General features: G+C 33.7%; 26 protein-coding genes. 13 read left to right on the forward strand and 13 right to left on the reverse strand.

From position 1 onward, the window contains the following. Positions 1–684: 684 nt before the first annotated feature. The 4 genes from mer (at position 685) to Q4P18_RS02475 (ending at position 4,649) form a co-directional block, all read left to right on the forward strand. A complete protein-coding gene (mer, locus tag Q4P18_RS02460; protein WP_303335171.1) occupies positions 685–1,650 on the forward strand; it encodes a 5,10-methylenetetrahydromethanopterin reductase in 966 nt (321 codons plus the stop codon). 113 nt (positions 1,651–1,763) lie between these two features. Further along, on the forward strand, positions 1,764–2,846 hold the full coding sequence (locus Q4P18_RS02465) for an archaeosine biosynthesis radical SAM protein RaSEA (RefSeq protein WP_303335174.1): 1,083 nt from the start codon (positions 1,764–1,766) through the stop codon (positions 2,844–2,846). Between the two features lie 30 nt (positions 2,847–2,876). Further along, on the forward strand, positions 2,877–3,359 hold the full coding sequence (locus Q4P18_RS02470) for a DUF308 domain-containing protein (protein ID WP_303335176.1): 483 nt from the start codon (positions 2,877–2,879) through the stop codon (positions 3,357–3,359). A 27-nt stretch (positions 3,360–3,386) separates the two neighbouring features. Then, entirely contained in the window at positions 3,387–4,649 is a 1,263-nt protein-coding gene (locus tag Q4P18_RS02475; RefSeq protein ID WP_303335178.1) for a cytidyltransferase, read from the forward strand. On the opposite strand, the gene Q4P18_RS02480 is transcribed toward Q4P18_RS02475, so the two are convergent. The 8 genes from Q4P18_RS02480 to Q4P18_RS02515 are packed head-to-tail and all read right to left on the reverse strand — an operon-like array spanning position 4,635 to position 10,468. Then, complete coding sequence (locus Q4P18_RS02480) at positions 4,635–5,363, reverse strand: NAD(P)-dependent oxidoreductase (RefSeq protein ID WP_303335180.1); 729 nt, start codon at positions 5,361–5,363, stop codon at positions 4,635–4,637. The two genes, Q4P18_RS02475 and Q4P18_RS02480, sit on opposite strands and share 15 nt — an antisense overlap. Continuing rightward, positions 5,360–5,977 carry a cytochrome c biogenesis CcdA family protein gene (locus Q4P18_RS02485; protein ID WP_303335182.1) on the reverse strand — a complete coding sequence of 206 codons (618 nt, stop codon included), beginning with the start codon at positions 5,975–5,977 and terminating at the stop codon, positions 5,360–5,362. The genes Q4P18_RS02480 and Q4P18_RS02485 overlap by 4 nt, the downstream gene beginning before the upstream one ends. 12 nt (positions 5,978–5,989) lie before the next feature. Beyond that, positions 5,990–6,415 carry a thioredoxin family protein gene (locus Q4P18_RS02490; protein WP_303335184.1) on the reverse strand — a complete coding sequence of 142 codons (426 nt, stop codon included), beginning with the start codon at positions 6,413–6,415 and terminating at the stop codon, positions 5,990–5,992. Positions 6,416–6,450: 35 nt separating this feature from the next. Beyond that, positions 6,451–7,314: a DUF89 domain-containing protein gene (locus Q4P18_RS02495; protein ID WP_303335186.1), complete on the reverse strand. Its 864-nt coding sequence runs from the start codon at positions 7,312–7,314 to the stop codon at positions 6,451–6,453. A gap of 4 nt (positions 7,315–7,318) precedes the next feature. Beyond that, positions 7,319–7,522: a MoaD/ThiS family protein gene (locus tag Q4P18_RS02500; protein WP_303335189.1), complete on the reverse strand. Its 204-nt coding sequence runs from the start codon at positions 7,520–7,522 to the stop codon at positions 7,319–7,321. After that, a complete protein-coding gene (locus Q4P18_RS02505; protein WP_303335903.1) occupies positions 7,522–8,442 on the reverse strand; it encodes a TIGR00269 family protein in 921 nt (306 codons plus the stop codon). Before Q4P18_RS02505 ends, Q4P18_RS02500 begins: the two co-directional genes overlap by 1 nt. A gap of 14 nt (positions 8,443–8,456) precedes the next feature. Next, positions 8,457–9,611 carry a VWA domain-containing protein gene (locus Q4P18_RS02510; protein WP_303335192.1) on the reverse strand — a complete coding sequence of 385 codons (1,155 nt, stop codon included), beginning with the start codon at positions 9,609–9,611 and terminating at the stop codon, positions 8,457–8,459. A 5-nt stretch (positions 9,612–9,616) separates the two neighbouring features. Further along, a complete protein-coding gene (locus Q4P18_RS02515) occupies positions 9,617–10,468 on the reverse strand; it encodes a MoxR family ATPase (RefSeq protein ID WP_303335194.1) in 852 nt (283 codons plus the stop codon). Positions 10,469–10,624: 156 nt separating this feature from the next. Here Q4P18_RS02515 and Q4P18_RS02520 point away from each other — a divergent pair, with 156 nt between their 5' ends. Further along, positions 10,625–10,837, forward strand: a complete 213-nt coding sequence (locus Q4P18_RS02520) for a hypothetical protein (protein WP_303335196.1) — start codon at positions 10,625–10,627, stop codon at positions 10,835–10,837. A gap of 21 nt (positions 10,838–10,858) precedes the next feature. On the opposite strand, the gene Q4P18_RS02525 is transcribed toward Q4P18_RS02520, so the two are convergent. Beyond that, positions 10,859–12,436 carry a dihydropteroate synthase-like protein gene (locus Q4P18_RS02525; RefSeq protein ID WP_303335197.1) on the reverse strand — a complete coding sequence of 526 codons (1,578 nt, stop codon included), beginning with the start codon at positions 12,434–12,436 and terminating at the stop codon, positions 10,859–10,861. 266 nt (positions 12,437–12,702) lie between these two features. On the opposite strand from Q4P18_RS02525, the gene Q4P18_RS02530 reads away from it, so the two are divergent. From Q4P18_RS02530 to Q4P18_RS02555, 6 genes are read left to right on the forward strand one after another with little or no spacing between them, the layout of a single operon-like run. Further along, entirely contained in the window at positions 12,703–13,227 is a 525-nt protein-coding gene (locus Q4P18_RS02530; RefSeq protein WP_303335198.1) for a pyruvate ferredoxin oxidoreductase subunit gamma, read from the forward strand. A 20-nt stretch (positions 13,228–13,247) separates the two neighbouring features. Continuing rightward, on the forward strand, positions 13,248–13,493 hold the full coding sequence (gene porD, locus Q4P18_RS02535; protein ID WP_303335199.1) for a pyruvate synthase subunit PorD: 246 nt from the start codon (positions 13,248–13,250) through the stop codon (positions 13,491–13,493). 15 nt (positions 13,494–13,508) lie between these two features. Next, positions 13,509–14,654, forward strand: coding sequence for a pyruvate synthase subunit PorA (gene porA / locus Q4P18_RS02540; RefSeq protein ID WP_303335200.1), 1,146 nt, complete (start codon positions 13,509–13,511; stop codon positions 14,652–14,654). 2 nt (positions 14,655–14,656) lie between these two features. Then, a complete protein-coding gene (porB, locus tag Q4P18_RS02545) occupies positions 14,657–15,523 on the forward strand; it encodes a pyruvate synthase subunit PorB (protein WP_303335201.1) in 867 nt (288 codons plus the stop codon). A 12-nt stretch (positions 15,524–15,535) separates the two neighbouring features. Beyond that, entirely contained in the window at positions 15,536–16,033 is a 498-nt protein-coding gene (locus tag Q4P18_RS02550; protein ID WP_303335202.1) for a 4Fe-4S dicluster domain-containing protein, read from the forward strand. A gap of 12 nt (positions 16,034–16,045) precedes the next feature. Further along, a complete protein-coding gene (locus Q4P18_RS02555; RefSeq protein WP_303335203.1) occupies positions 16,046–16,474 on the forward strand; it encodes a 4Fe-4S dicluster domain-containing protein in 429 nt (142 codons plus the stop codon). An 84-nt stretch (positions 16,475–16,558) separates the two neighbouring features. On the opposite strand, the gene Q4P18_RS02560 is transcribed toward Q4P18_RS02555, so the two are convergent. Continuing rightward, positions 16,559–16,966, reverse strand: a complete 408-nt coding sequence (locus Q4P18_RS02560) for a hypothetical protein (protein WP_303335204.1) — start codon at positions 16,964–16,966, stop codon at positions 16,559–16,561. A gap of 129 nt (positions 16,967–17,095) precedes the next feature. On the opposite strand from Q4P18_RS02560, the gene Q4P18_RS02565 reads away from it, so the two are divergent. Continuing rightward, on the forward strand, positions 17,096–17,938 hold the full coding sequence (locus Q4P18_RS02565; protein WP_303335205.1) for a fumarate hydratase: 843 nt from the start codon (positions 17,096–17,098) through the stop codon (positions 17,936–17,938). A 77-nt stretch (positions 17,939–18,015) separates the two neighbouring features. Here Q4P18_RS02565 and Q4P18_RS02570 read toward each other — a convergent pair whose 3' ends face one another. The 3 genes from Q4P18_RS02570 to hmdC form a co-directional block, all read right to left on the reverse strand. Further along, a complete protein-coding gene (locus Q4P18_RS02570) occupies positions 18,016–18,900 on the reverse strand; it encodes a PhoU domain-containing protein (protein WP_303335206.1) in 885 nt (294 codons plus the stop codon). 31 nt (positions 18,901–18,931) lie between these two features. Beyond that, entirely contained in the window at positions 18,932–19,921 is a 990-nt protein-coding gene (locus tag Q4P18_RS02575) for a hypothetical protein (protein ID WP_303335208.1), read from the reverse strand. 95 nt (positions 19,922–20,016) lie between these two features. Continuing rightward, positions 20,017–21,519, reverse strand: coding sequence for a 5,10-methenyltetrahydromethanopterin hydrogenase cofactor biosynthesis protein HmdC (gene hmdC / locus Q4P18_RS02580; RefSeq protein ID WP_303335210.1), 1,503 nt, complete (start codon positions 21,517–21,519; stop codon positions 20,017–20,019). Between the two features lie 325 nt (positions 21,520–21,844). Between hmdC and hmd the strand changes: the two genes are divergently transcribed. Continuing rightward, the gene (gene hmd / locus Q4P18_RS02585) at positions 21,845–22,864 is read left to right on the forward strand and encodes a 5,10-methenyltetrahydromethanopterin hydrogenase (RefSeq protein WP_303335212.1); all 1,020 of its coding nucleotides are present in this window, start codon (positions 21,845–21,847) and stop codon (positions 22,862–22,864) included. Positions 22,865–22,924 lie beyond the last annotated feature (60 nt).

Here is a 22,924-nt window from a genome sequence, read left to right on the forward strand (position 1 = left end):
CCAATAGCAGTAGCATCTGCCAGGATCAAACAGAATTGAATAGCAGAATAATACTTAAAATATTGAAGTACGCTAAAAAAATATAGACAGGTAATACACAAAATTTGAAAATCAAATTTCACCACATCTACAAAACCAACATCATACCTAAAAAAATTAGGTACTCATTCAAGAATATAATATAACAAAAGAAGTTGCAGTTAAACAACTATTTTTGAAATAAATATGATTTAATAAATTATTGCTACATGTGGAAAAGCAACCATCATTGCAAATTGTAATAAATACATTGTACTTAGGTCATCGCCAAAAAACACATAGCACATCTAATAGAGAGAGATATAATGTTAACAAATTCAATTAAAAAATATTGCAAAAATGATTAAAAAAATTAAAAATGAACGAGATTAACATATTTAAATTAAATAAAAATTTAAAATTAATATTATCATGAATAGAGAACATATATTCAAATAAAATAACGTTTTTGAAAATAATATTAACTGGCCGAACAACCGAAATTACAGTAATAAAAAAAATAGTTTTTGTATTAATAGTAAAAAATGGGATTAAATCAAATAGAATTATGAAACCGAAGAAACAGTAATATATAAAATTTTCTATTAAATTCAAATGCAAATTCCTTTATATATGCCTAATATAATATATTAATGGTGATAAAAAATGAAATTCGGTATTGAATTCGTACCAAATCAACCAATTAGTGAAATCGTAGAATTAGTAAAATTAGCAGAAGATGTAGGATTTGAATACGCTTGGATCACTGACCACTACAACAATAAAAACGTATACGAAACCTTAGCATTAATCGCTGAAGGAACTGAAACCATCAAAATGGGTCCTGGAGTAACCAACCCATACGTAAGAGCTCCTGCTATCTCAGCATCAGCTATTGCAACCATTGATGAACTCTCAGAAGGTAGAGCAACTTTCGGTATTGGTCCTGGTGACAAAGCTACTTTTGACGCATTAGGAATTCCATGGGAAAAACCTGTAACTACCATCAAAAACGCTATCGCAGAAATTAACACCTTAGTCGAAGGTGGAAAAACTGAAGGCGGAGCATCCTTAGGTGGAGTAAAAGCAGTACAAGAACACATCCCAATTTACATGGGTGCACAAGGTCCTAAAATGTTAGAAACCGCTGGAGAAATCGCAGACGGTGTATTAATCAACGCATCCAACCCTAAAGATTACGAAGCAGCATTACCTTTAATCAAAAAAGGAATCGACAACGCTGGAAAAGACATCGCAGACTTCGATGTAGGTGCATACACTGCAACTTCTATCGGAACTGACTCCGAAGCTGCTAAAAACTCAGCAAGAATCGTAGTTGCATTCATCGCAGCAGGTTCCCCACCTCCAGTAATAGAAAGACACGGATTACCTGAAGGAATCAACGAAAAAATCGGTGGTATGTTAGCTAAAGGTGACTTTGGTGGAGCTATCGGTGCTGTAACTGATGACTTACTCGAAGCATTCTCCGTATGTGGTACCCCTGATGAATTTGCTCCAAAAATTGAAGCATTAGCTGAAATGGGAGTAACCCAATACATCGTAGGTTCCCCTGTAGGAAAAGACGTAAAAGAATCCATTGGATTATTCGAAGACGTAATTGCAAGTTTCTAAGCAATTTACTTCTTTCTTTTTTTTCTTTTTTTAAAATAAATTTTACAATAATATTATACAACACTATTTTTAAACAAAATTTTTAATTATACTAACTGCTCAATATATTATTAATGGAAATTGAAAATTTAACAAAAGATATAAGACAAAGATCATTTGATAGGAAAAAAGATAAAACACCCGATCAAGTGGCTGCCAGTTGGTATAATGATGACCTTACATATGACGGTGTAAAAAAAACCTTATTTTTGATATTGCCAACACCTGGCTGTTCCTGGGCTCTTGGAGATGCCGGAGGATGTACAATGTGCAGTTATGTTTCAGACTGTACATTAGAAGCTATTGATAGTAATGACATCATTAGAATATTTAATGAGCATCTGGAGAGATTCCCTTTAGATGAGGAAGATGAAATAGCAGTGAAATTATTCGCTTCAGGTAGTTTCTTAAATCCCCACGAACTTCCAAAAGATGCCCGTGATGAAATTCTAAAAACCTTGGTTGAAATGGGCAATGTTAAAGAAATCATTGTTGAATCACGTCCGGAATATGTCAACGAAACATTTCTAGATGAAATAGCTGACATTATTGGAGATACATTATTTGAAGTCAGCATTGGTCTTGAAACCTCTAATGACGAAACCCGTCTGAATAAAATCAACAAGGGTTTTACAGCCAAAGATTTTGAAGAAGCGGTTAATTTGATTCATAAATTAAGAGATGAAAAGAATTATAATTTTAAAGCAAAGGCATATGTTTTTGTTAAGCCTATCTTTTTAAGCGAGAAGGAGGCAATTGATGAAGCAATAGCTACTGCAGAATATTGCGATGGCATTGATGTTGACAGATTGTCCTTTTGTCCTGCAACCATACATGGCGGGACGTTGATTGAAAGATTATGGAGACAAGGAGCATATCAACCGCCTTGGATTTGGAGTGCTGTTGAAATAATAAATACCGTTCGTGAAAATATGGATATTCCTGCACTTTTAGACACTTCAGGTTTTGGTTCTAGAAGAGGGCCTTATAATTGTAAAAAATGCAATAAGGAATTGAAACATTTGATTATTGATTCTAATCTAAATCAATCAATTATTGAATATGACTGTGAATGTAAGGATTCATGGTTGGCTGATGTGAACAATTCCAATATGAATTTTTCAAAAACCTTTAATAAACATATTCCACTATATTAATAATACAAAAAAGATGGGAGGGAAAATATAATGAGAAATAGATTTATAGGTTTGCTTGCGATTATCTTAGGACTTATCATTATTGCATTTCCAATGCTTGGAATAATAAGTACAAGTGCCTTATTTGGATTGTCTACACTTTTAATATCAATTATAGTGATAATGATTGGTGTTTCAATAATGGATTATAACAAATTCGGAGCGATTCTTGATTATTTCCTTGGAATCGTCATGCTGATTATTAGTTTAATAATTATATTCAATCCACATTATTTTGCATTCCTTGCAGCGATTATGCTGTATTTGGCTGGAATCTTTATAATGATTATAGGACTTGTAACACTTATCAACAACCGCCATGCAAGATACGGTTTTTACATTGGTGTTGCAGGAATCGTATTGGGAATTATTTACATTATAATTGGAACATATGTTTCAGATCCGTATGTTCTTGGAATTTTGATTGGAATCTGGTTATTGATAACCGGTATATTAAAACTTATAGATGGTTAACACCATCAACTTTTTTTAGGTGATTAAATGATTGCTATAAGTGCTGATTTTGATCCTGTCCATATAGGCCATGAAAAATTGATAAAAGAAGGTCGCAAAATAGCTGATGAAAAGGATACTGAATTGGCTGTTTACTTGAATAAGGGCTATAGTGCAAATCATGCTCCTTTTTTTCTTGATTATGAATCACGTCGGGAAATCGTTTTAGAATTGGGTGCTGACAAGGTAATTCCTTTTGAAGGTTTGCATCACCGCCTTATTTTGTCTTATAGCGTTACTATAAGACTTTCCAAAATGATTGACGATGGGGTCACTGATTACATTACTGCAGCGAATATTCCTCTTGAGGAAATAGCTAAAAAAGCCGACAAATTTGTTAAACAGGGGAATTTTGTTGGAATGCCAAAAAATTATCCCAACAGAAATGAAATTCGATGGTATGCCATAAATGAATTTTTAGGTTCCAAACTCGATTTCCATGTTATAAAAGAAGTTTCCAAGGGAGGGAAAGTCTCCGGACGTGCAATAAGACAATCAATCCTTGAGAATGACTTGAGATTAACAGGGAAAGTGCGTTCAGTAATTCCAAAGATCACCGCAGAGGTCTTGGAACGTGAAATTGCTCTGGGAAAGGTTCCTGGCCAGAGAAATTATGGTGAGATTTATAAAACATTGAACACTTCATCAAGGGGAAATCTTTCTAAAATTGCCTACCTTACAAGCAATGCGATTAATGAAATTATTAAAAAAAGGGTTTATAGAGATAGTGAAACTATTTGGGCTGCTTTTAGAAAGGCGAATTATGGTCCTGTAATGACTCGCCTAGCAATTAGCGCCATTGAGGAGGGGGTTACTAAAAAGGAAGTTATGGATTTGATGAAAGGCTATGAGGAAAAAGGCGTTATTCCCCCTAACCAGAATGTGGAGCATGTTATAAATCGTGCATGGTACGTTGCAAACAGTGATTTGGATTCCAGTAAGGCCAATGAGAAATTTAGATCAGGAAATATAAAAGTGGATGCTCCTTTGACCATTTATGCTGGCCTGAATCTTACAAAATTTGAAGCCAAAATAATGAAATCCGGTGAAAATGCAGATGTCTATGTTGATAAGAATGGAAAGGTGTCTGTCCAGATGAAGATTGACGGTAAAAAAATTAAGACAAATCTTAGATTGCCTTCAAACGAAGTGACATACATTAGATATATTCTTGATTCAAACTTCATTCCCCTTAAAGGAACCACTGAAAAAGTAAATAATAGCTATAAAATTAAATTAGAGATTGGATAATTTTTTAAGAGTTGCTTCACTCATCTCCATTGAGTGTCCTTTGAAATAATCCAATATTTCCAACATTTCTTCTTCTTTTCTTTTTGGATTGTTTTTTGTGTTTTTAATTCTGGATATTGCTAATTTTTTAAAGTTTTCACCTTCGCTAAGTGATATGGTATCCAAAAGCTCTTCTTCAAGATTTAATTTCTCTGCAATTTCCATGGTTTCTATTAAAGCTGCAGATACTGATTTTGTATAAATGCTTCTGAGCAATTTGAGTTTTGAAGCATCCCCAATATTGTCCGAGATTATTTCGATTGGCAGATAATTGCTTAGGAATTCTAACTGCCTTGACTTTTCTCCGGACAAGTATATTCTGAAGTCGTTGTTGATTCCCCCAATGATTGATGAGTCTACAAAATTATTTGTAACCTTTTTGATTTCCCCTACTGTTTTTGGTGAAATGTTGTTCAAATCCAAATATATGCCGTCACATAATCTCCCGTATTTTTCAGCTGTTTTAAGGGCGTTGCTTGGGGAATTTGCAGATATTAATATATCTGAGTTTATGGCCACTTGTTCAAAGTTGTCCAAAACTTCAGCATCGGATTTGTCTATATTGAAGATGGTGTTTCTAGACCTTCCCTCCTTTGAGGTCAATAATGTTTCATTCTTAAGAATCTCCGCCAATTTTCTGTTAACTTCGCCAAAACCAATAAACCCTATTTTCATAAAATAACTCCATTAGCCGTTAAAAACATGTATGCTGCTCCAACAATAAACAGAATGCCGCTTATTTTTCTTATATGCTCAGAGCCTTCAATAAAATTTTCAAGATTGATCTTAGATATTATAAAACTTAAAATCAATAATGACACTCCAAAACCTAAGCCATATAGAATAATATTGAAACTTATGTATAAAAAATTTGCAGTTGTAATAAGTACTGACACCAAAGAGATCAGGTATCCTCCATAACATGGAGCCCATGCAATGGAAGTTAGAATTCCTAAAGCAAAGGAGCCTAAAATACCGTCCGATGACATGTTCTTAAAACTTAAGTTGAAAGATTTGTTGAAAACGAATAGGAACCCCACGATTAACAGAACAATAGCTGCAAAAATTCTCAGATAAAACACATAGCTGTAAAACATTACAGTGAATAGTCCTGCTATAAATATTAAAGTTGTAAACACTGAAAACAATCCAATTACAAATGCGATTATTTCCTTATTGCCTTTGTTTTTAAGGGTAAATCCGAATAATATTGGTAGAACTGGAATTATGCATGGAGAAATTATTGATATGAAACCTGTTAAAAAAGAAATATAAGGAATAAAATCCATTGTTATTCCTCATCAAATATATTCAAGAAGTTCTGCTGGGCCGTAATAACCATTAAGTCTAGCTTTTTCTGTACCATTGCTATCTAAAAGAACTATAACTGGAGTTGCGACAGCATGATAAGCATTTGCCACATCAGGTTGTTTGTCAATATCGACAACTGCAGTTACATAATATTTGTTAATCTTTTCGATTACCTTTTCATCACTCAATGTATCTGACTTTAGCTTATCGCACCATGTACAGGTATCACTAGTGAAAAGTACAAAAACATCCTTATTTTGTGCATCTGCAATTTCTTCAGCTTCAGTTATATTATTAGTGGAATTAATGTTAGTTGATTCCATCTCAAGATTTTCACTACCCATTACCAATAAAAGAGCAGTTCCTACTATAGCTATAACAATTATAATAAGAGCTACTTTAATTCCTTTTTTCATAGTTAAATAATTAGTTTACTAGTATATAAATTATTTTAATGATTTTTGAGCAATACCATATCCTGCAAATCCACACCCATATCCTTGGATATTGCATGACACTTTGAGCATAATAAAAAGTACAATTCCTTATCCGAGGTGTCAATTTCAGTCAAACCCTCATAATTGCCCATTCCCTTGGAGATTATGAATTTGTGATCATTGAAAATCTTCCTGAAATCATCAGAAATTTCACTATCAACATATCCTACAGTTCCTGCACCAATTTCCACAATATCCCCATATTTGTCAAGCCCAACAGCCAATGCATCCTCCATGCAGGCATCATTTAAAATTGGTTCTGATTTGACGGCAATTGTAATGTCTAAACCATATGACTTGAGTTTTTCAAGAAGCAACTTGTCAAAAACAATTTCTCCTGTGTTGTCCACCAAATATAACAACTTATCATGTTTTTTAGCTGACTGTTCCAGACTTTCAACATGATTGATTTTCAACTGTTTTTGAAGGGCATTATTAATAAGCTCATCGATGTCCGTGTTTAATGTGAAGGCTCCAAAATCCAATATATTTCCTATGATAGCTATCTTAACATAATTTTCCAATGAGTCCTCTTCTTCAATTATCGTTTTGACCTGTGGCAGATATTTCAATGCTATCTTATTTCCTAAAACTTTTTCTTTTTTGTATGGGTCCTTGCATCCGGTTCTTTCTTTTATTATTTTATGAATTGTGGAACCTGTTTTATTGGAGTTTGTATTTGTTGAGAAATTACCTGCTAAAAAATTGAAAATTTCGTTGAAAATTTCTATTTTAAGTTCACTGTTATCAGTAGCCAAATCAAGAGCTTCTCCGGCCTGCCTTAAAAAGCATGGTCCGCATTCATGACTAATCTTCAATTTTTTATCCTCCGTAGATTATTTGGATTAATTGAATTTCATCATCATTCTTGATCTCTGTTTCTTCTATAACCAATTCGCCGTTTTGTTTGCATACTAATGATTGGCTGGATAATTCCAAATCATTTAATAAATCTTTAATTGTGTAATTTTCTGAAGACAATTCCCTTGACTCGTCGATGTCTTTATATTTTAAATTGAATTTCATTAAATAACCTCTAATTCCTTTAAAAATGTGCATTTTCTGCATAGTTCATTAGCTGAAGGTTCACCGCATACGCTGCACCTTCTTAGCTTGAATTCTTTTTTGAATTCATCCCCAATAGCTTCCTTTACCTTGTCGTATCCCCTTAAGGTAGAGTATTTTATTGTTGGGTGATTTTCAGACAGCTGATTGATTAGGTCTGAAACTTCTTTTCTAAAAGACTGTTGTGCGTATGGGCAACCTGCAAAATGAACTTCCAAATCCTTTGCAACAGCATATAAACCTATTTCACGTTCTGGAACTTCACGTAAAGGTTTGATTTTAACTGTGAATTCTTTTGCCTTTGATTCTGTTTTTGGTCCAAATTTGGAAATGTTGTCAGTGTTTCCTTCCAAATAGTTCATCATTATTCCCTGAACTTCATCATCTAAATTATGGCCCATAGCTATTTTTGTTGCCCCCATTTCACGTGCGGTCTTATTTATGATGTCTCTTCTGAAAACACCGCAATAGGTACATGACCCTCTATGATTGTCTCTTTCCATTATTTCGTCAAGAGTTATTCCATATTCGTCTTTAATGGCTACAACCTTATGTTCAATTCCTAACCTTTCAGCATGCCTAATAGCTATGTCAATACCGTCCTGACGATAGTTATCGATTCCCTCATCAACAGTTACTGCACATAGGTCGATAATATGCCTTCTCCTATAATCATCCAATATCTCTAAAAGAGTAACACTATCCTTTCCACCTGAAAGGGCCACTAAAACTTTATCTCCCTTTTCTAAAAGCTTTTCTTTTTTAATGGTTTTGCTAACCTTTTTTTCGACAGATTTGATGAAACAGTCCTTACATAAAAATTGTCCGGATTCTTCTTTTTTAATAATTACATGAGGATTACCGCATTTGGTACAATTCAATATTAATTCCTCCTTCATAACGATTCTACAAATTGAGCTAACTGATTTAATGTATTAACTTCATATACATGTGCACCTACATCTTCATAAAGAGAGACGCAGCTATCTACAACATCCCATTTATATCTATCTTCAGGATTCAATATAATAACTTTCTTTGATAGTTGAACCATTTCCTCTACAAATTGAACGCTGGCTTGCTTTCCATCCACTTTTGGTCCTGCCCAATCCCTACAATCGGTTAGCATTATCACATATGATTTGTTGTTTAGATCAGCCACTTTTATAAAATCTTCAAATGCAGTATACATGTTTGAGGTTCCGTGAACCATCATGTTCCTTATTCTCAAATCCTTTACTTTAACAAATGCATTTAACATTTGGTCTTCAGACAATGCTTCAGTGGTTTCTATTACCTTATTGTCAAATTCAAATGTTCTTGAATTTTTAAAAGCTGATTTGCAGGAGTACATAAGCATGAAAAACCAACTACTAATCCATTCGCATGATCCACTAATATCATTTAGAAAGAGATGTTGATTTTTACGATTTCTTGGTTTTGCCTTAATCAGATTGACAGGAGTTCCACCATACCTCATATTGGAGCGTATCGTCCTCCTCATATCTATTTTATTGGAATTGGCTTTTAGGTTTCTTCTGGAACGTTTATTAGCTATTTTTCTACCTAATCTTTGACAGATTTCAAGCATACGAGGATCAAAACGATTCAATTTAGTTAAATCAGTATTCATCAATTCCCCTTCACGTTCCAATTGATCAATTTCTTCAAGCAATGGCTTGCCTGCCAATTCCTTAAGCATCTTATTATTTAACTTTTCTTTTTTGAATGCTTTAGATCTATTGTCTGTCTTTTTAATAACATACTTATTTGATTTGGGGCCATCACCGGAGTACGCTTTTCCCCTATCCTCAATTACCTTTGACTCTTCAGAACCAAACTGCTTTTTGAAAATGCCGTCAAATATCCTATTGAATTTTGCCAAGTCATATTTATCCTTAATATAAATGGCCCTTAAAGCTGTTTTTAAAGTATTCTTACCAATATCTGGATTTTTATAGATATCTGCAGCATCTTTTGTGCTTCTAACACTAACAGGTATTCCTGCCTCTCTTAATTGATTGGACAATTCAATTATTTTGTCAACCATAATAATCATTTATTGAAAAATTCCTTAAGAACTCTTTTCTTATCGCTTTCTGTTTTGATAACAACACCAATACTATCTTCCAAAGCCTGTTCCATGCTTTCCTCTTTCAGATTCATTGCAGATTTAACCCAGTCAACAGTTCCCCTAACAGAAGGTTTTTTCATTAGATTAAGATTACGAATGTTTTGAACTAGATTAACAATCCTATTAACCTCTTCAGGATTTGCATTTGGCACTTTTGAAAGAACAATATCCATTTCACGGGAAGGTGTTGGATATGGGATATATAAGAACAAACATCTGTCCTTAGTTTCATCAAGAAGAGACCTCTGAGAATTAGATGTTAGAATAACAATCAAGTCGTTTTCCAAGTCAAAAGTTCCCAAGTCATTAACGGTTATTTGTTTTTCTCCTAAAGCCTGCAACAGAAAACTTTCAACTTCCTCATCAGCCTTATCTATTTCATCAATCAGCAATACTGATGGTTTATCGTTTAGAAATGCTTCAAGCAAAGGCCTTTTGATGAAATATTGGTCCTGGAATATTTCACCTTCACCCTCATGGTTTATACGGGCAGCTTCTAGATGCAGCAATTGCTTTTGGTAATTCCATTCACCAACAATCTGTTCAAATGTTATTCCTTCATAACATTGTATTCTAAAGAAATCCCTATCAAATGCCTTTGCAACAACTTTTGCAAGTTCTGTTTTTCCTACCCCCGGTGGGCCTTCAATTAACATTGGCTTACCTAAAATTAAAGATAAATATAATGTGGTTGAAATTTCATTATTTGAAACATAATTATTATCTATTAATATTTTATCAATGTCAGTAATTCTTAAACTTTCACTAGTCAATTAAAAACCTCCCAATGTTATTAATTGATATAACTACTAATATAAAATTAACTTTAAAGTTTAAATATTATATAATATTAACTAATTTATACTATTAAAGGAGGAATTGAGATGGAAAATAAAAAAATAATAGTATGCATACTGGCAGTGATTGCCGTGATTATAGTTGCGTATGTCGGATACATGTTCATGCAAAATGACAACAGCGACGACATCAGCACAACTGGAAAAAACATTTCAACAATAAATGAATCAGACCCTAATGGGACAAATAATGAAATAAGCACCAACTATGTCGACTATCAAAGTTATGAAAATGATTATGGAGGAAGTCAGGCATCCTCAAGCGGTTCAACAAGTTCCCCATAATCCCTTTTTTCTTTTTTTATTTTAAAACAGGTCAAAATCCTGAACATAATCCTTTCTTGTATTCATAGCTATTTCCGCTTTTTCGAGTTCTGCACCCAAATATGCGGCATGTTCAAGTTTTGTAACTAGATCCTTTTTAATAATTTCATCATAGATTTCTTTGGCTGTTTTTCCTTCAAATACCAAATCAGGAGCGTTTTTCTTGAAGTGAACTACGATAATCTTGCTATTTTCTACAGATGTGCCGTAATCGATCACTATCTTAAAGCTTCCTGCAACATCTCTGGAAAACTTAATGGGTTCCCCAGGAGTTATTAGCTCCAAATCTTCAATATCCGGAAGAGGTGTTTGTAATTTCTTATGCTTGTCCTTAAATTCAACCAGATTTATCCCCAAATCTTTTGGAATCGATCCCCTGTTCTTTGCCAAAAACATCATTTTACTGGCTACTGCCAATTCATGGACACTTCCTCTTGTTTTTCCACTTTCTTCAGGAGTGAACAATACGCTAACGCCCAATTCCATGCCTATTCCTGCAAGCAATACATTTACCCCTCCTGAATCTGCATCCATCAATTCTGTTACATTTCCGACACCGAAAAACATAGGGGCAGGATTTATCTTATGGAAATCATCACATGCAATTATGGATTCAACTATGCTGGAACTATTTACAGGATCCAAAATCATGTCTGCAATATATGTTAACCCTTCTGTCTTTTCAATTAACTCCTCCATCAATTCAACCCTTTCCTGAGGTGTTTTTGGGGTAATTCCTTTAGAAAAATTTGTTGGAAGCAATACTGCTGGAACATCATATTCCTTAAGGGTGTCAATAACTTTGCTGTAGTTTCCTAAATCAAGGCTCAGTACCAAGTCGATTCCATGTTCACAAGCTACCTTTATTTCTTTTGAATTTAATGTATCGATACTTAATGGTCTATCTCCTACAATTGGCCTTAGAGTTTCTATCAAATCAGGAATCCTGTCTGAATAATCCTCTCCTGCAGCCATTCCTATATCAATCATGTCGGCACCGGAATCTACGAAAAACTGGCATTTTTTTATTAGTTCTTCCTTGGATAAAAATGGAGCATTTGCAATTTCTGCAAGTACCCTCATTGGGAAATCCTCCCCTACAGGCAAATTTTTAACAAGAATGTTGTTTGGTTTTTTAAGAAGCTCTTCCCTCAATTTTTCATCGTTTTCAAAATCGTCTATGAATTTCAATGCTTCCTTTCTTTTTTCTTCTTCAATTAATTTATCTGCAGGTTTAGATGTAGATAGCTCAATTGATTCCAGTAAGTTTAAAACCATTGCCAAATCTGCACCATCAGTTGACCCTTTAAATGTAGGGATTTGCAATGCTTCTGTAATTTCGTCAGTGTCTTTTTTAATTAAACCAGGTACTAAAATTAGATCAATATTGTCCAACTCATTTTCAAAATTATTCCTTACTTCCTTTATGATTTGATTTGGAGTTAAAAATGCAGCTACTTGAGTATCTGCAACATGCACAATTACATCCTCATCAACATCGGACACTACATCACTAATCAAAGGATAAGCCAAATTCCCAGTTATAATTAAAACCTTCATTAAAAACACCTGTAAAAATAATATATAGAATATTTTACTTCTAATATATATTTATATTTATATTGTACTATTTTGCAAAATGAACAGAGTAATAGAACCAATCAAGAAATAGCCAAAATTCTGTCAATTAAATTAAAATTTTAATAAAAAAAATTAAAATAAAAATATCAAAACAGGCAATTTCCATAAAAATTGTACAAATAACAAAGATTTATATATTTTGTAATTTATAATGATTATACATGATAAACTATGGAGGAAACTAAATGATTGAGATTCGTTTTCACGGGCGTGGTGGACAAGGATCAGTAACAGCTGCTGAAATTTTGGCTAAAGCAGCATTTAAAGACGGAAAATATGTCCAAGCATTCCCATTTTTTGGAGTTGAACGTAGAGGAGCTCCAGTTATGGCTTTTACAAGAATTGACGATAAGCCAATTGATATAAGATATCAAATCTACAACCCTGACTATGTATTAGTTCTTGACGATGGATTAATGAGTGTAGTAGACGTTTTTTCAGGAGCAAAAGAAAATACCGAAGTAATTATTAATATTGCAACCGAATTTGAAAAAGAAATGAATGTGGCAATACACACAATTGATGCAACAGGAATTGCATTGGATAATTTAGGCCGTAATATTGTTAACACAATTATTTTAGGTTATTTTGCTAAAAAAACTCAAGTAGTAAGTATTGATTCACTAATTGAAGTGATAAAAGAAACATTCCCTGGAAAAGTTGGAGAATTAAATGCAAAAGCTACCAAAATAGCTTATGATATGGGATAAAATAATAAAGGTGGATTATAATGGCAGTATCTATCGGATGTGTAATAAAAACACCAGGAAGTAGTAGAAACAATAAAACAGGAAGTTGGAGAACATTCAAACCAATTCTTGATAAAGAAAAATGTATTAATTGTAATAATTGCGTAATATTTTGTCCTGATTCATCAGTAAACTTTGAACATGACATTGATTATGATTACTGCAAAGGCTGTGGAATTTGTGCAAATGAATGTCCAGTAGTTGCAATTGAAATGGTAAAAGAATAATAAAGAGGGAAAAATATGAAAAGAGAAGTTATGACAGCTAACAAAGCAGTAGCCGAAGCTGTTAAATTAGCTAAACCACAAGTAATTCCTGTTTATCCAATTACTCCACAAACAACTATTTCAGAATATTTAGCACAATTTGTCGCAGATGAAGAAATTGATGCAAAATACGTAAAAGTTGAATCAGAGCACAGTGCAATAAGTGCAGCTGTTGGAGCAAGTGGTGCAGGTGTAAGAGTATTTACAGCTACATCCTCACAAGGATTAATGTTAATGCATGAAATTTTATTTGCTGCTGCAGGTATGAGAACACCTATCGTATTAGCAGATGCAAACAGAGCAATTTCAGCACCATTGAACATTTGGAACGACCAGCAAGATTCAATCTCACAGAGAGATGCAGGCTGGTTGCAAATATATGTTGAAAATGCACAGGAAGCATTGGATACAACATTGATGGCATTTAAAATTTCTGAAAATCCAAAAGTATTGTTGCCTTCAATGGTATGTTTAGATGGATTTATTTTAACCCATACAGTAGAACCAGTTGAAATTCCAGAACAAGAAAAAGTAGATCAGTTCTTACCTCCATATAAACCTGAACATTCCTACTTAGACCCAAATGAACCAATGTCAGTTGGAACTTTAGCAGACCCTGATTATTATCTTGAAGCAAGATATGCGATGTCAGTAGCTATGAAAGAATCACTTCCAATAATCGAAGAAACCTGCAAAGAATTTGCAGAAATATTTGGAAGAGAATATGGATTGATTGACCCATACAAATGTGAAGATGCTGAAATCATATTTGTTGCTATGGGATCCATGTGTAGTACTATCAGAGTAATGGTTGATGAATTAAGAGAAAAAGGTGAAAAAGTAGGTTTACTTAAAATAAGAGCTTACAGACCATTCCCTGTAGAAGCTATTGATGAAGCAGTTAAAAACTGTGATAAACTAGCAGTACTCGATAAAAACATCAGCTTTGGAATTGGTGGAGCATTATTTGCTGACGTTAAAGCAAAAATACACAAGGACGCTTATGGATTTATCGTAGGATTAGGTGGAAGAGATATCACACCTGAAGCTATTATGGAAGTTTATGAAAAAACCAAAAACCCTGAAAGAGAGGTTACTTGGATAGGACTTAAGGAGGAATAAAAATGGAGATACCTAAAGAAGAATTATTAGCACCAGGTCACAGAGGTTGTGCTGGTTGTGGAGCTTCTATCGGAGTAAGATTAGCTCTAAAAGCATTAGGTAAAAATACTGTTGCAATTTCAGCAACCGGTTGTCTTGAAGTAATGACAACTCCTTATCCAGAAACTGCATGGGAAATCCCATGGATTCATGTTGCTTTTGAAAACGCAGGTGCTGTTGCATCAGGTGTAGAAAGCGCATTGAGAATACAAGGAAAAGATGATGTAAATGTTGTTGCATTCGGAGGAGACGGAGGAACTGTAGATATCGGTTTACAATCCCTTTCAGGTGCAATGGAAAGAGGACATAATTTTACATACATCTGTTACGATAACGAAGCTTATATGAACACCGGTATTCAAAGAAGTGGAGCAACCCCTTACGGAGCTACCACAACAACTTCACCAAAAGGAAAAGACAGTTTCGGTGAAGACAAACCTAAGAAAAACATGCCAATGATTATGGCTGCTCATGGAATACCATATGTAGCTACTGCTTCAATTGCATACCCTGAAGACTTTATGAAAAAAGTTAAAAAAGCAGCGGAAATTGATGGACCTGCATATATACATTTAAACCAGCCATGTACCACAGGTTGGGGTTATGATTCATCAAAAACCATTGAAATGGGTAGATTGGCTGTTGAAACTGGATCATGGATATTATATGAAATCGAAAATGGTGAATTTAATATCACATACAGACCAACAGAAAGAAAACCAGTAGCAGAATACTTAAAACCACAAAAAAGATTCAGACATCTTGATGATGAACATATTGAAAAAATACAAGAATTTGTTGATAAAGAATGTGCAGAATTAGGATTATAGGGAGGAAGTACATTGAAAAAAATTACTGTAAATAGAGAATTATGTGATGGTTGTCTTGATTGTCAACGTGCATGCGAATCTCTTCACGAATCCTCCAGAATAACAATCTTAGAGTACGATTCTTCATTCTACCCAATTGTATGTCAACAATGTGAAGGACAGCCTTGTTCACAAATCTGCCCTGTAGATGCAATGACCAATCTTGATGTAGATAGCGAAAAATGTATTTCCTGCGGTTTATGCAGTATGGTTTGTCCCTTTGGAGCGATTACCATCACTCCTGACACTGCTGAGAAATGTAATCGCTGTGCAGATAGAGAAGAAGGTCCTGCCTGTGTTCAAGCATGTTCAAAAAGAGCAATATCAATTGTTGATACCGATAAAATCAAACTTAACAAACAACAAGAATATATTGCAAAACTTGCTGGAAACAGCGAAAGTAAAGCTAATAAGAATAGCTTTGTAAATGTAATTACAGCTATGGGTAGATCTAAAAAAGTTTTAGAATAATGAGGTGTTAAAATGGATGATTTAATATTAACTCCTGAAGAATGCGTAGATTGTATGAAATGTGAACGTAACTGTCCACAAAATTCAATTCATGTAGTTGACAGTGTTCCATTATTCTGTATGCATTGTAATCCAGCTAAAGCTCCATGTTTACTTAAATGTCCTGAAGGAGCTATAGAAGCTCTTGGTGGAGCCATTGTTATCAACCAGGAAAAATGTATTGGTTGTGGAATATGTGAAAACGCATGTCCAATCGGAGCAATCAACATCGATGGAGCTGGAAATGTTCACAAATGTAACCTTTGCATCGATCAAGATGAAAAACAATGCGTAGCAAATTGTCCTACTGGAGCTTTAAAAGACGACGCAAAAGAACAAGTTAATGAAAAACAACAAAAGTTAGCTAAAGAATTTAATAAAGTTAAAGAGTTATTAAAATAGCTATCTTTTCTTTTTTTATTTTATTTCACGAAAAGTGATTTTTTAAATAATAATTTATTAAAAAAAGAAAGGAAAATTGATTTCCTAATAATATTTAACATATTTTGAAAGATCTTGAGTTTCACTACCAAGTATTATCCAATATCCATTACCGTTATCATAAGCTGTTATGTTTCCGTCAATATAACAAGTAATGTCATTAATTGTTTTTTCTTCTAATCCGTCTGAATTGGACATTGACTTATCAGAAATTGCCACAGTTATTATTTCCTCATCATCATTTTGATATATATTGATCTCTGTGGTATTGTCCTTACTCATCTTAAAATCAACAAATGTGAAGTTGTTTTTTGCAAATTCAGCATCTATATTGTCATACATCTTATCCATGGAACTTGTAGAAACTGCCAATGCACTGCTAGCAAAAATACCTGAAATAGCTACAACAATTCCAAAAAGTAAAGCATACTTGTAAACTAATTTTTTATTCAAAAATATTCCTCCAATAATATGTAGTTTAATATCTGTTTATTGAATTATTAAAATTTTAGCAATCCCAAAATATATATTATCATTTTAATAAACTCATTAATAATATAAAAAGGGAGAAGGGGGATTTATTTGATTACAAAAGATAAAATAAAGGAAACAGTATATGAACTATACAAGGATGCTGTTATTAATTTTCATGACGATATGAAATGCTCATTAGAACATGCTCTTAAAAATGAAGAAAATGAGTTGGCAATATTAAATATTGAAGCTATATTGAAAAATATTGAAATAGCTAAAGAAAAAGAAATTCCGATGTGTCAAGATACTGGTTTGCCTGTGGTTTTTGTTAAATTAGGTAATGTTGAAGTTGAAAACCTTAGGGAAGGAATCGAAGAGGGAATTAAAAAGGCAACAGAAGAGGTTCCCATTAGACCAAACATTGTGGATCCCATAACACGTGAAAACACAAATGTCAATGTTGGAGTTCTTATACCTCCTATTGATATCGAACTTATTGATGACGATTACTTGGAAATTACAATTTTGCCTAAGGGATTCGGTTCTGAAAACAACAACAAACTCAAAATGGCATTGCCTGCTGAAGGAATTGAAGGAATCAAAGACTTTGTTGTCGAAACAGTATTGTCCGCAAAAGGAAAACCATGCCCTCCAACTGTAGTGGGCGTAGGTGTTGGTGGAACTTCCGACATGGCATTGAAGCTAGGTAAAAAAGCTTTGATGGAAGAAATCGGTAAAAGAAATGAAGATCCTGTTTTAGCTAAATTGGAAGAAGAAATAATGGAAGAAATAAACAATTCCGGAATCGGACCGATGGGCCTTGGTGGAAAAACAACAACACTGGACGTAAAAATATTAAAGGCAGATACACACACCGCAGGACTCCCTATTGGAGTTTGTATCCAATGCTGGGCAAATAGATTTGCAACTGCAAAAATTTACGATGAATAAAAAAGGATAACATAAATTTATCCTTCTCTTTTTAAATTTTCATGCTAAAAACTCTTAAAAAAAGGAAAAGATATGAATTATCTAAAGGTACGTGGAGTTGTAGACCTTGGAATATTATTATGAAACTCAAGAGCAATATCCGCAATTTCTACAGATGTATTCCCTATTCCTTTAAATGCTTTAACTACCCTAAATAAATAAATAAAATAATTGGAACGTTCCTTTTCATCAAATGGATTTTCAGCCATACGAGTAGCTATCAAATTTATTGCCTTACTTTGAAGAATTTGCAGTGACTCTTCCATATCCATAATTTCGTCTTTTGAATCAGTTTTTCCATCTAAAAAAGCAATCATTGAAGAGCGAATCATTTTTTGAGATTTCTTATACATTTTAGTTAAATATTTAAGAATATCCTCCTCAATCTCATAAACATCATTAATAACGAACTTTGCAATATGACCGCAATAATCCCCAATTCTTTCCAATTCATATGCAACCTCATTATAAAGGACTGATTTTGAAAATTCGGAATTTTGATTTATGCTAGCGATTGTTTCAACAGAAGTCTTTACTTTTTCAACCATGTTGTTGGTAATAAAATCCATTTCAAGGGCCTCATTAGCCTTAACTTCATCATGTTCCAAAAGAGCGTTAAATGAACACTCCAACTGATTATGAACATGTTTTACCATATTTCTGACCATGTCATTTACAAATATGTTACCGGCACTATCTTCACGGGAAATATTGCCCCCGTAAGACTCCAAAAACTTTTCATAGCTTTTTAAATCAAGAATATATCCTCTTTTAACTGTTCCATCTTCAACAAGAGGCTTTAATAGCTGAGTAACATATCTTCTTGTGATGCCCAATTTTTCAGCTATCTCTTCCTGAGTAGATGGATTTTCATGTAAAATCAAATCTAAAATATCCTTTAGTGTCCTATCCCTTTTACTCATACCCGTACCTCTATTGAAAAACATTTACCAACTAATATCTTTTTCTTCTATTTTCATTGTTTAGAGGATTTCTCCTTGGTGCTGGAATTCTATCCTCATTAATATCTATGTTTGGACCTTTGCCTTTAAAATTATTGTTTTTAGGAGCCCTCATTCCTGATTGGTTTTGGGATTCCCCATAATAATTCCTTGGAGCGTTTGGTTTTCTCCCATGATACGAATTATCTTCATAGTTCCTGCGAATTCTATTATTTGGAATATAATCCTCTTCAAAGTCATTGTAATGATTAGTTCTTCTTGAAGGAACCTCCCTCAGTGAAAGATCATCCAAATCATCATATTGTAATTTGGAATTTCTAACTTTGAACCGTTTTACATCTTCTTTTCCAAAATTATCACCATTGGAATTTTTAAACTCCTTATGGATTACAGAAGCATTCTTAAGGATCAACAGAATAACTGCAACCAGAAGTAAAAATGCAAATACTTCAATTGAGAAATCAAAGTGGCGGAATATTCCATCATACAATTGTGAAAAGAATGTGTTTGAATCTACAAATCCTCTGGCCAAGAATATCAAACCTATGAATGCTACCAACAGACCATATGACTTTTTAACAATGTTTGGTCTGATAATAAACGGATAAACACCCATTACAACAAGTGCAAATCCTAATATCCTATATAAATTATTGTCAACAGCACCTTGAATTTTAAGATAAGCATTTAAGAAAGTTCCTGGAAGATACCCCCATTGAGATAAAAATGCCGCAAGCAACAATAGCTGAATAAAAGCAATAACTATCAATGGAAATACATAGGCTATTTCATATTCAAAATTGAAACTGAATGTTCTTTTAGTTCTTTGAGTTACAGGTTTTTCCAATATTTCTGATAAAACATTGTAAAGTACAGAAGAAAGCACTGAACCTAGAATAGTTCCTGTTACTCCTAAAAATGCTGTAGTAATAGCTACAAAAGCAGAAATACATGCAACTAATACTATCTTAGCATGATTCAAAATTTCACCTTCTAATAATTTATTGAAGAAAAAAATAGAAATAAAAATTTCTAATATTTATATATTAGAAATAAGTTTAATTTATAGTTTTAATTTTATACAAGATTCAAAGCATTTGGAATATTGCCTAAAATTTTATTACTGATACCCGGAACGGTAGAAGTAATAATTGATTGATCTGTGGATGCAGCTGCCTGTTTATCATTTTCAGCAGCAATAATAGTTGCATCTAAACAACTTTGCAAGTTTTCGACAGTGGTTCTTTGAATCCATGGATCAACATCGGAAATAACAATTTCGTCAACCTGCTTATCGATTTCGTTAGCTATTACCCATGAAATAAATCTTCCGCCCAACAACGCAACGGAGTTCCCATCAACACTATTGACAATATCCTCCAAAGTGTGTTTTATCACAAGTTCCTTGTACATTTTGGAACTGGTTAATGTTGCCCAATGAGCGTCACCAACAGTATAAGCGCCTATTTTTTTAGGATAAATGTTTTCAGGGCCTGCAATCTTAACAGCAGTGGTTAATGCCAAAAGTTCCTCTCTTTGAACAGGTACCCTGGTATGGGTTGCCTTGATTTCTTCGCTCATTATCTGAATAACTCTAGGAAGACCGAATTTTCCACGTCTTGCAGTTCCAGGTTCATATCCGCACATATATCCATGGTGATTTCCAGGGAACCCTGAAATAATCATATTTAGACCTGTACGTAGACCTGCCCTACATTCGGATTCATAAGCACCATTTGTAGCTACCACCTTACCCGGAGCTAAAATTCTAGCTGCTGCAATAGCCTTACAATATGCCTCAATTGTATTTTCCGCCCTGTTGAAAGGTCCTCCTTCAACTACAAAAATATCCGCACCAAGTTCTAATGATTTTTCAAAACCTGTGATTACTTCATCGTAACCATCACCAACGAACATTATTGATTCCAAACCTTTGCCGTATTTTTTAGCTAAGTTTGCCACATCCTTTGCTTCCCTTAAAGGTGCAGCATGACCTTCACCAGTTTGTTCACTAGTAACATTTACAGCAACTGAAGAGGATAATTTGACCCAATCTTCCTTATCAGGGGTTTCCAATTTTTCCTTATCGATTAGTCTTTCATGAATTCTTCCCCTTGGACATTCTGTAAATGCAGGTCCTTTGTTATAGCATTCCCCTCCACATCTTACAATGTTTTTTGGGAATTTCATAGGTCCGTTTTCACCAAAATGATCCAAGTCAAGAGGAACATCTACTGCATCATAAACCTTTTGCATTACTTCAATTCCTCTCATATCATAGTTTTCTCCGATATCAGAGAATGCATAAGCACATATGTGGATTGGAGCACCGATCATATTTGCTAGACGACAATTACCAAGCAAATCCTTTAATTCTAAATCTGAAGCACAGGTTCCTACAACAATTTCTGTTAAATCACAACCTAATGGGAATCTTTTAAATTGCATTCCAAGAGCCATTGTTTCTTCTAATGATAACTGAGATATTGCATCTACAACTTCGGTTACATCTTTTTTTGATTTTGAAATTTCAATAGCTGCATCGTCATCATAAACTGCCCTTTTTATTAAATCATACATCTAATCACCTAATTTAAAATTTAATTATAATATTAACTCATTAGCTTATAAATTTATTTGTATGAATAAAATAATTTATCATTTACTAACTTTATAACAGCGCGATAAGAATATTTTAAAGATTTCTAATTAAATTATCTAAAAATTTATATAGTAAAGAAAAATAGAATAGTAATATTACTACATTATTTAAAAATAGAAAATTATACTATTTTCATTATTGACATTAATATAGCCATATTAATTAACATTTTAAATAATTAGTATAGTTATTTTAAAAAAAATAACTCAAAAAAAAATATATATTTTTTAGGAGACATTAAAAATGAAAGTAGCAATTTTAGGAGCAGGATGTTACAGAACTCATGCTGCAAGTGGTATTACAAACTTCGCAAGAGCTTGTGAAGTAGCTGAACAAACTGGAAACCCAAAAATAGCAATGACTCACTCCACTATCGAAATGGGTGCAGAATTATTAAACCTCTGTGACGAAGTAAGTGAAGTAGTTGTAGCTGACCCAGTATTTGATAACGACTTTGTTGTAATTGACGAATTCGACCCAGAAGAAGTTATCAAAGCTCACAAAATGAACGAACCTGAAACTGTAATGCCAGCTATCAGAGAAGCTGTAAACAAAAAAGCTGAATCCACTCCAAAACCACCAAAAGGTGCTATTCACTTCGTACACCCAGAAGATTTAGGAATGAAAGTAACTACCGACGATGCTGAAGCAGTAGCTGACGCTGATTGGATCATGTCCTGGTTACCAGAAGGTGGTATGCAAAAAGCTATCATCGAAAAATTCGCTGACAACATCAACGAAGGTACCATCATTACTCACGCATGTACCATTCCAACCACTGACTTCAAAGCAATCTTCGATGACCTTGGAGTAGACGTAAACGTAAGTTCCTACCACCCAGGTGCAGTACCTGAAATGAAAGGACAAGTATACGTTGGTGAAGGATACGCAGATGTAGATTCCATCACTTTATTACAAAGATTAGGTGAACAAGCAAGAGGAGCAGCTTTCACATTACCTGCAAACTTATTAGGACCTGTATGTGATATGTGTTCAGCATTAACCGCAATTACCTACGCAGGTATCTTAGCATACAGAGACACTGTAACTCAAATTTTAGGTGCACCAGCTGGATTTGCACAAAACATGGCAAAAGAATCCTTAACTCAAATTACCGATCTCATGACCACCGCTGGTATTGACAAAATGGATGACGAATTAAACCCAGGTGCATTATTAGGTACCGCAGACTCAATGAACTTCGGTCCATTATCTGACATCGTACCAACCATTTTAGCAAACTTAGAAAAAAGATCTGAATAAGTAAGCTGAAATACAATAAGTTTGTTGATTTTAATTAATCAACATAAACTTATTTTTTAA

This window comes from Methanobrevibacter sp., from assembly GCF_030539665.1.
Lineage (GTDB): Archaea > Methanobacteriota > Methanobacteria > Methanobacteriales > Methanobacteriaceae > Methanocatella.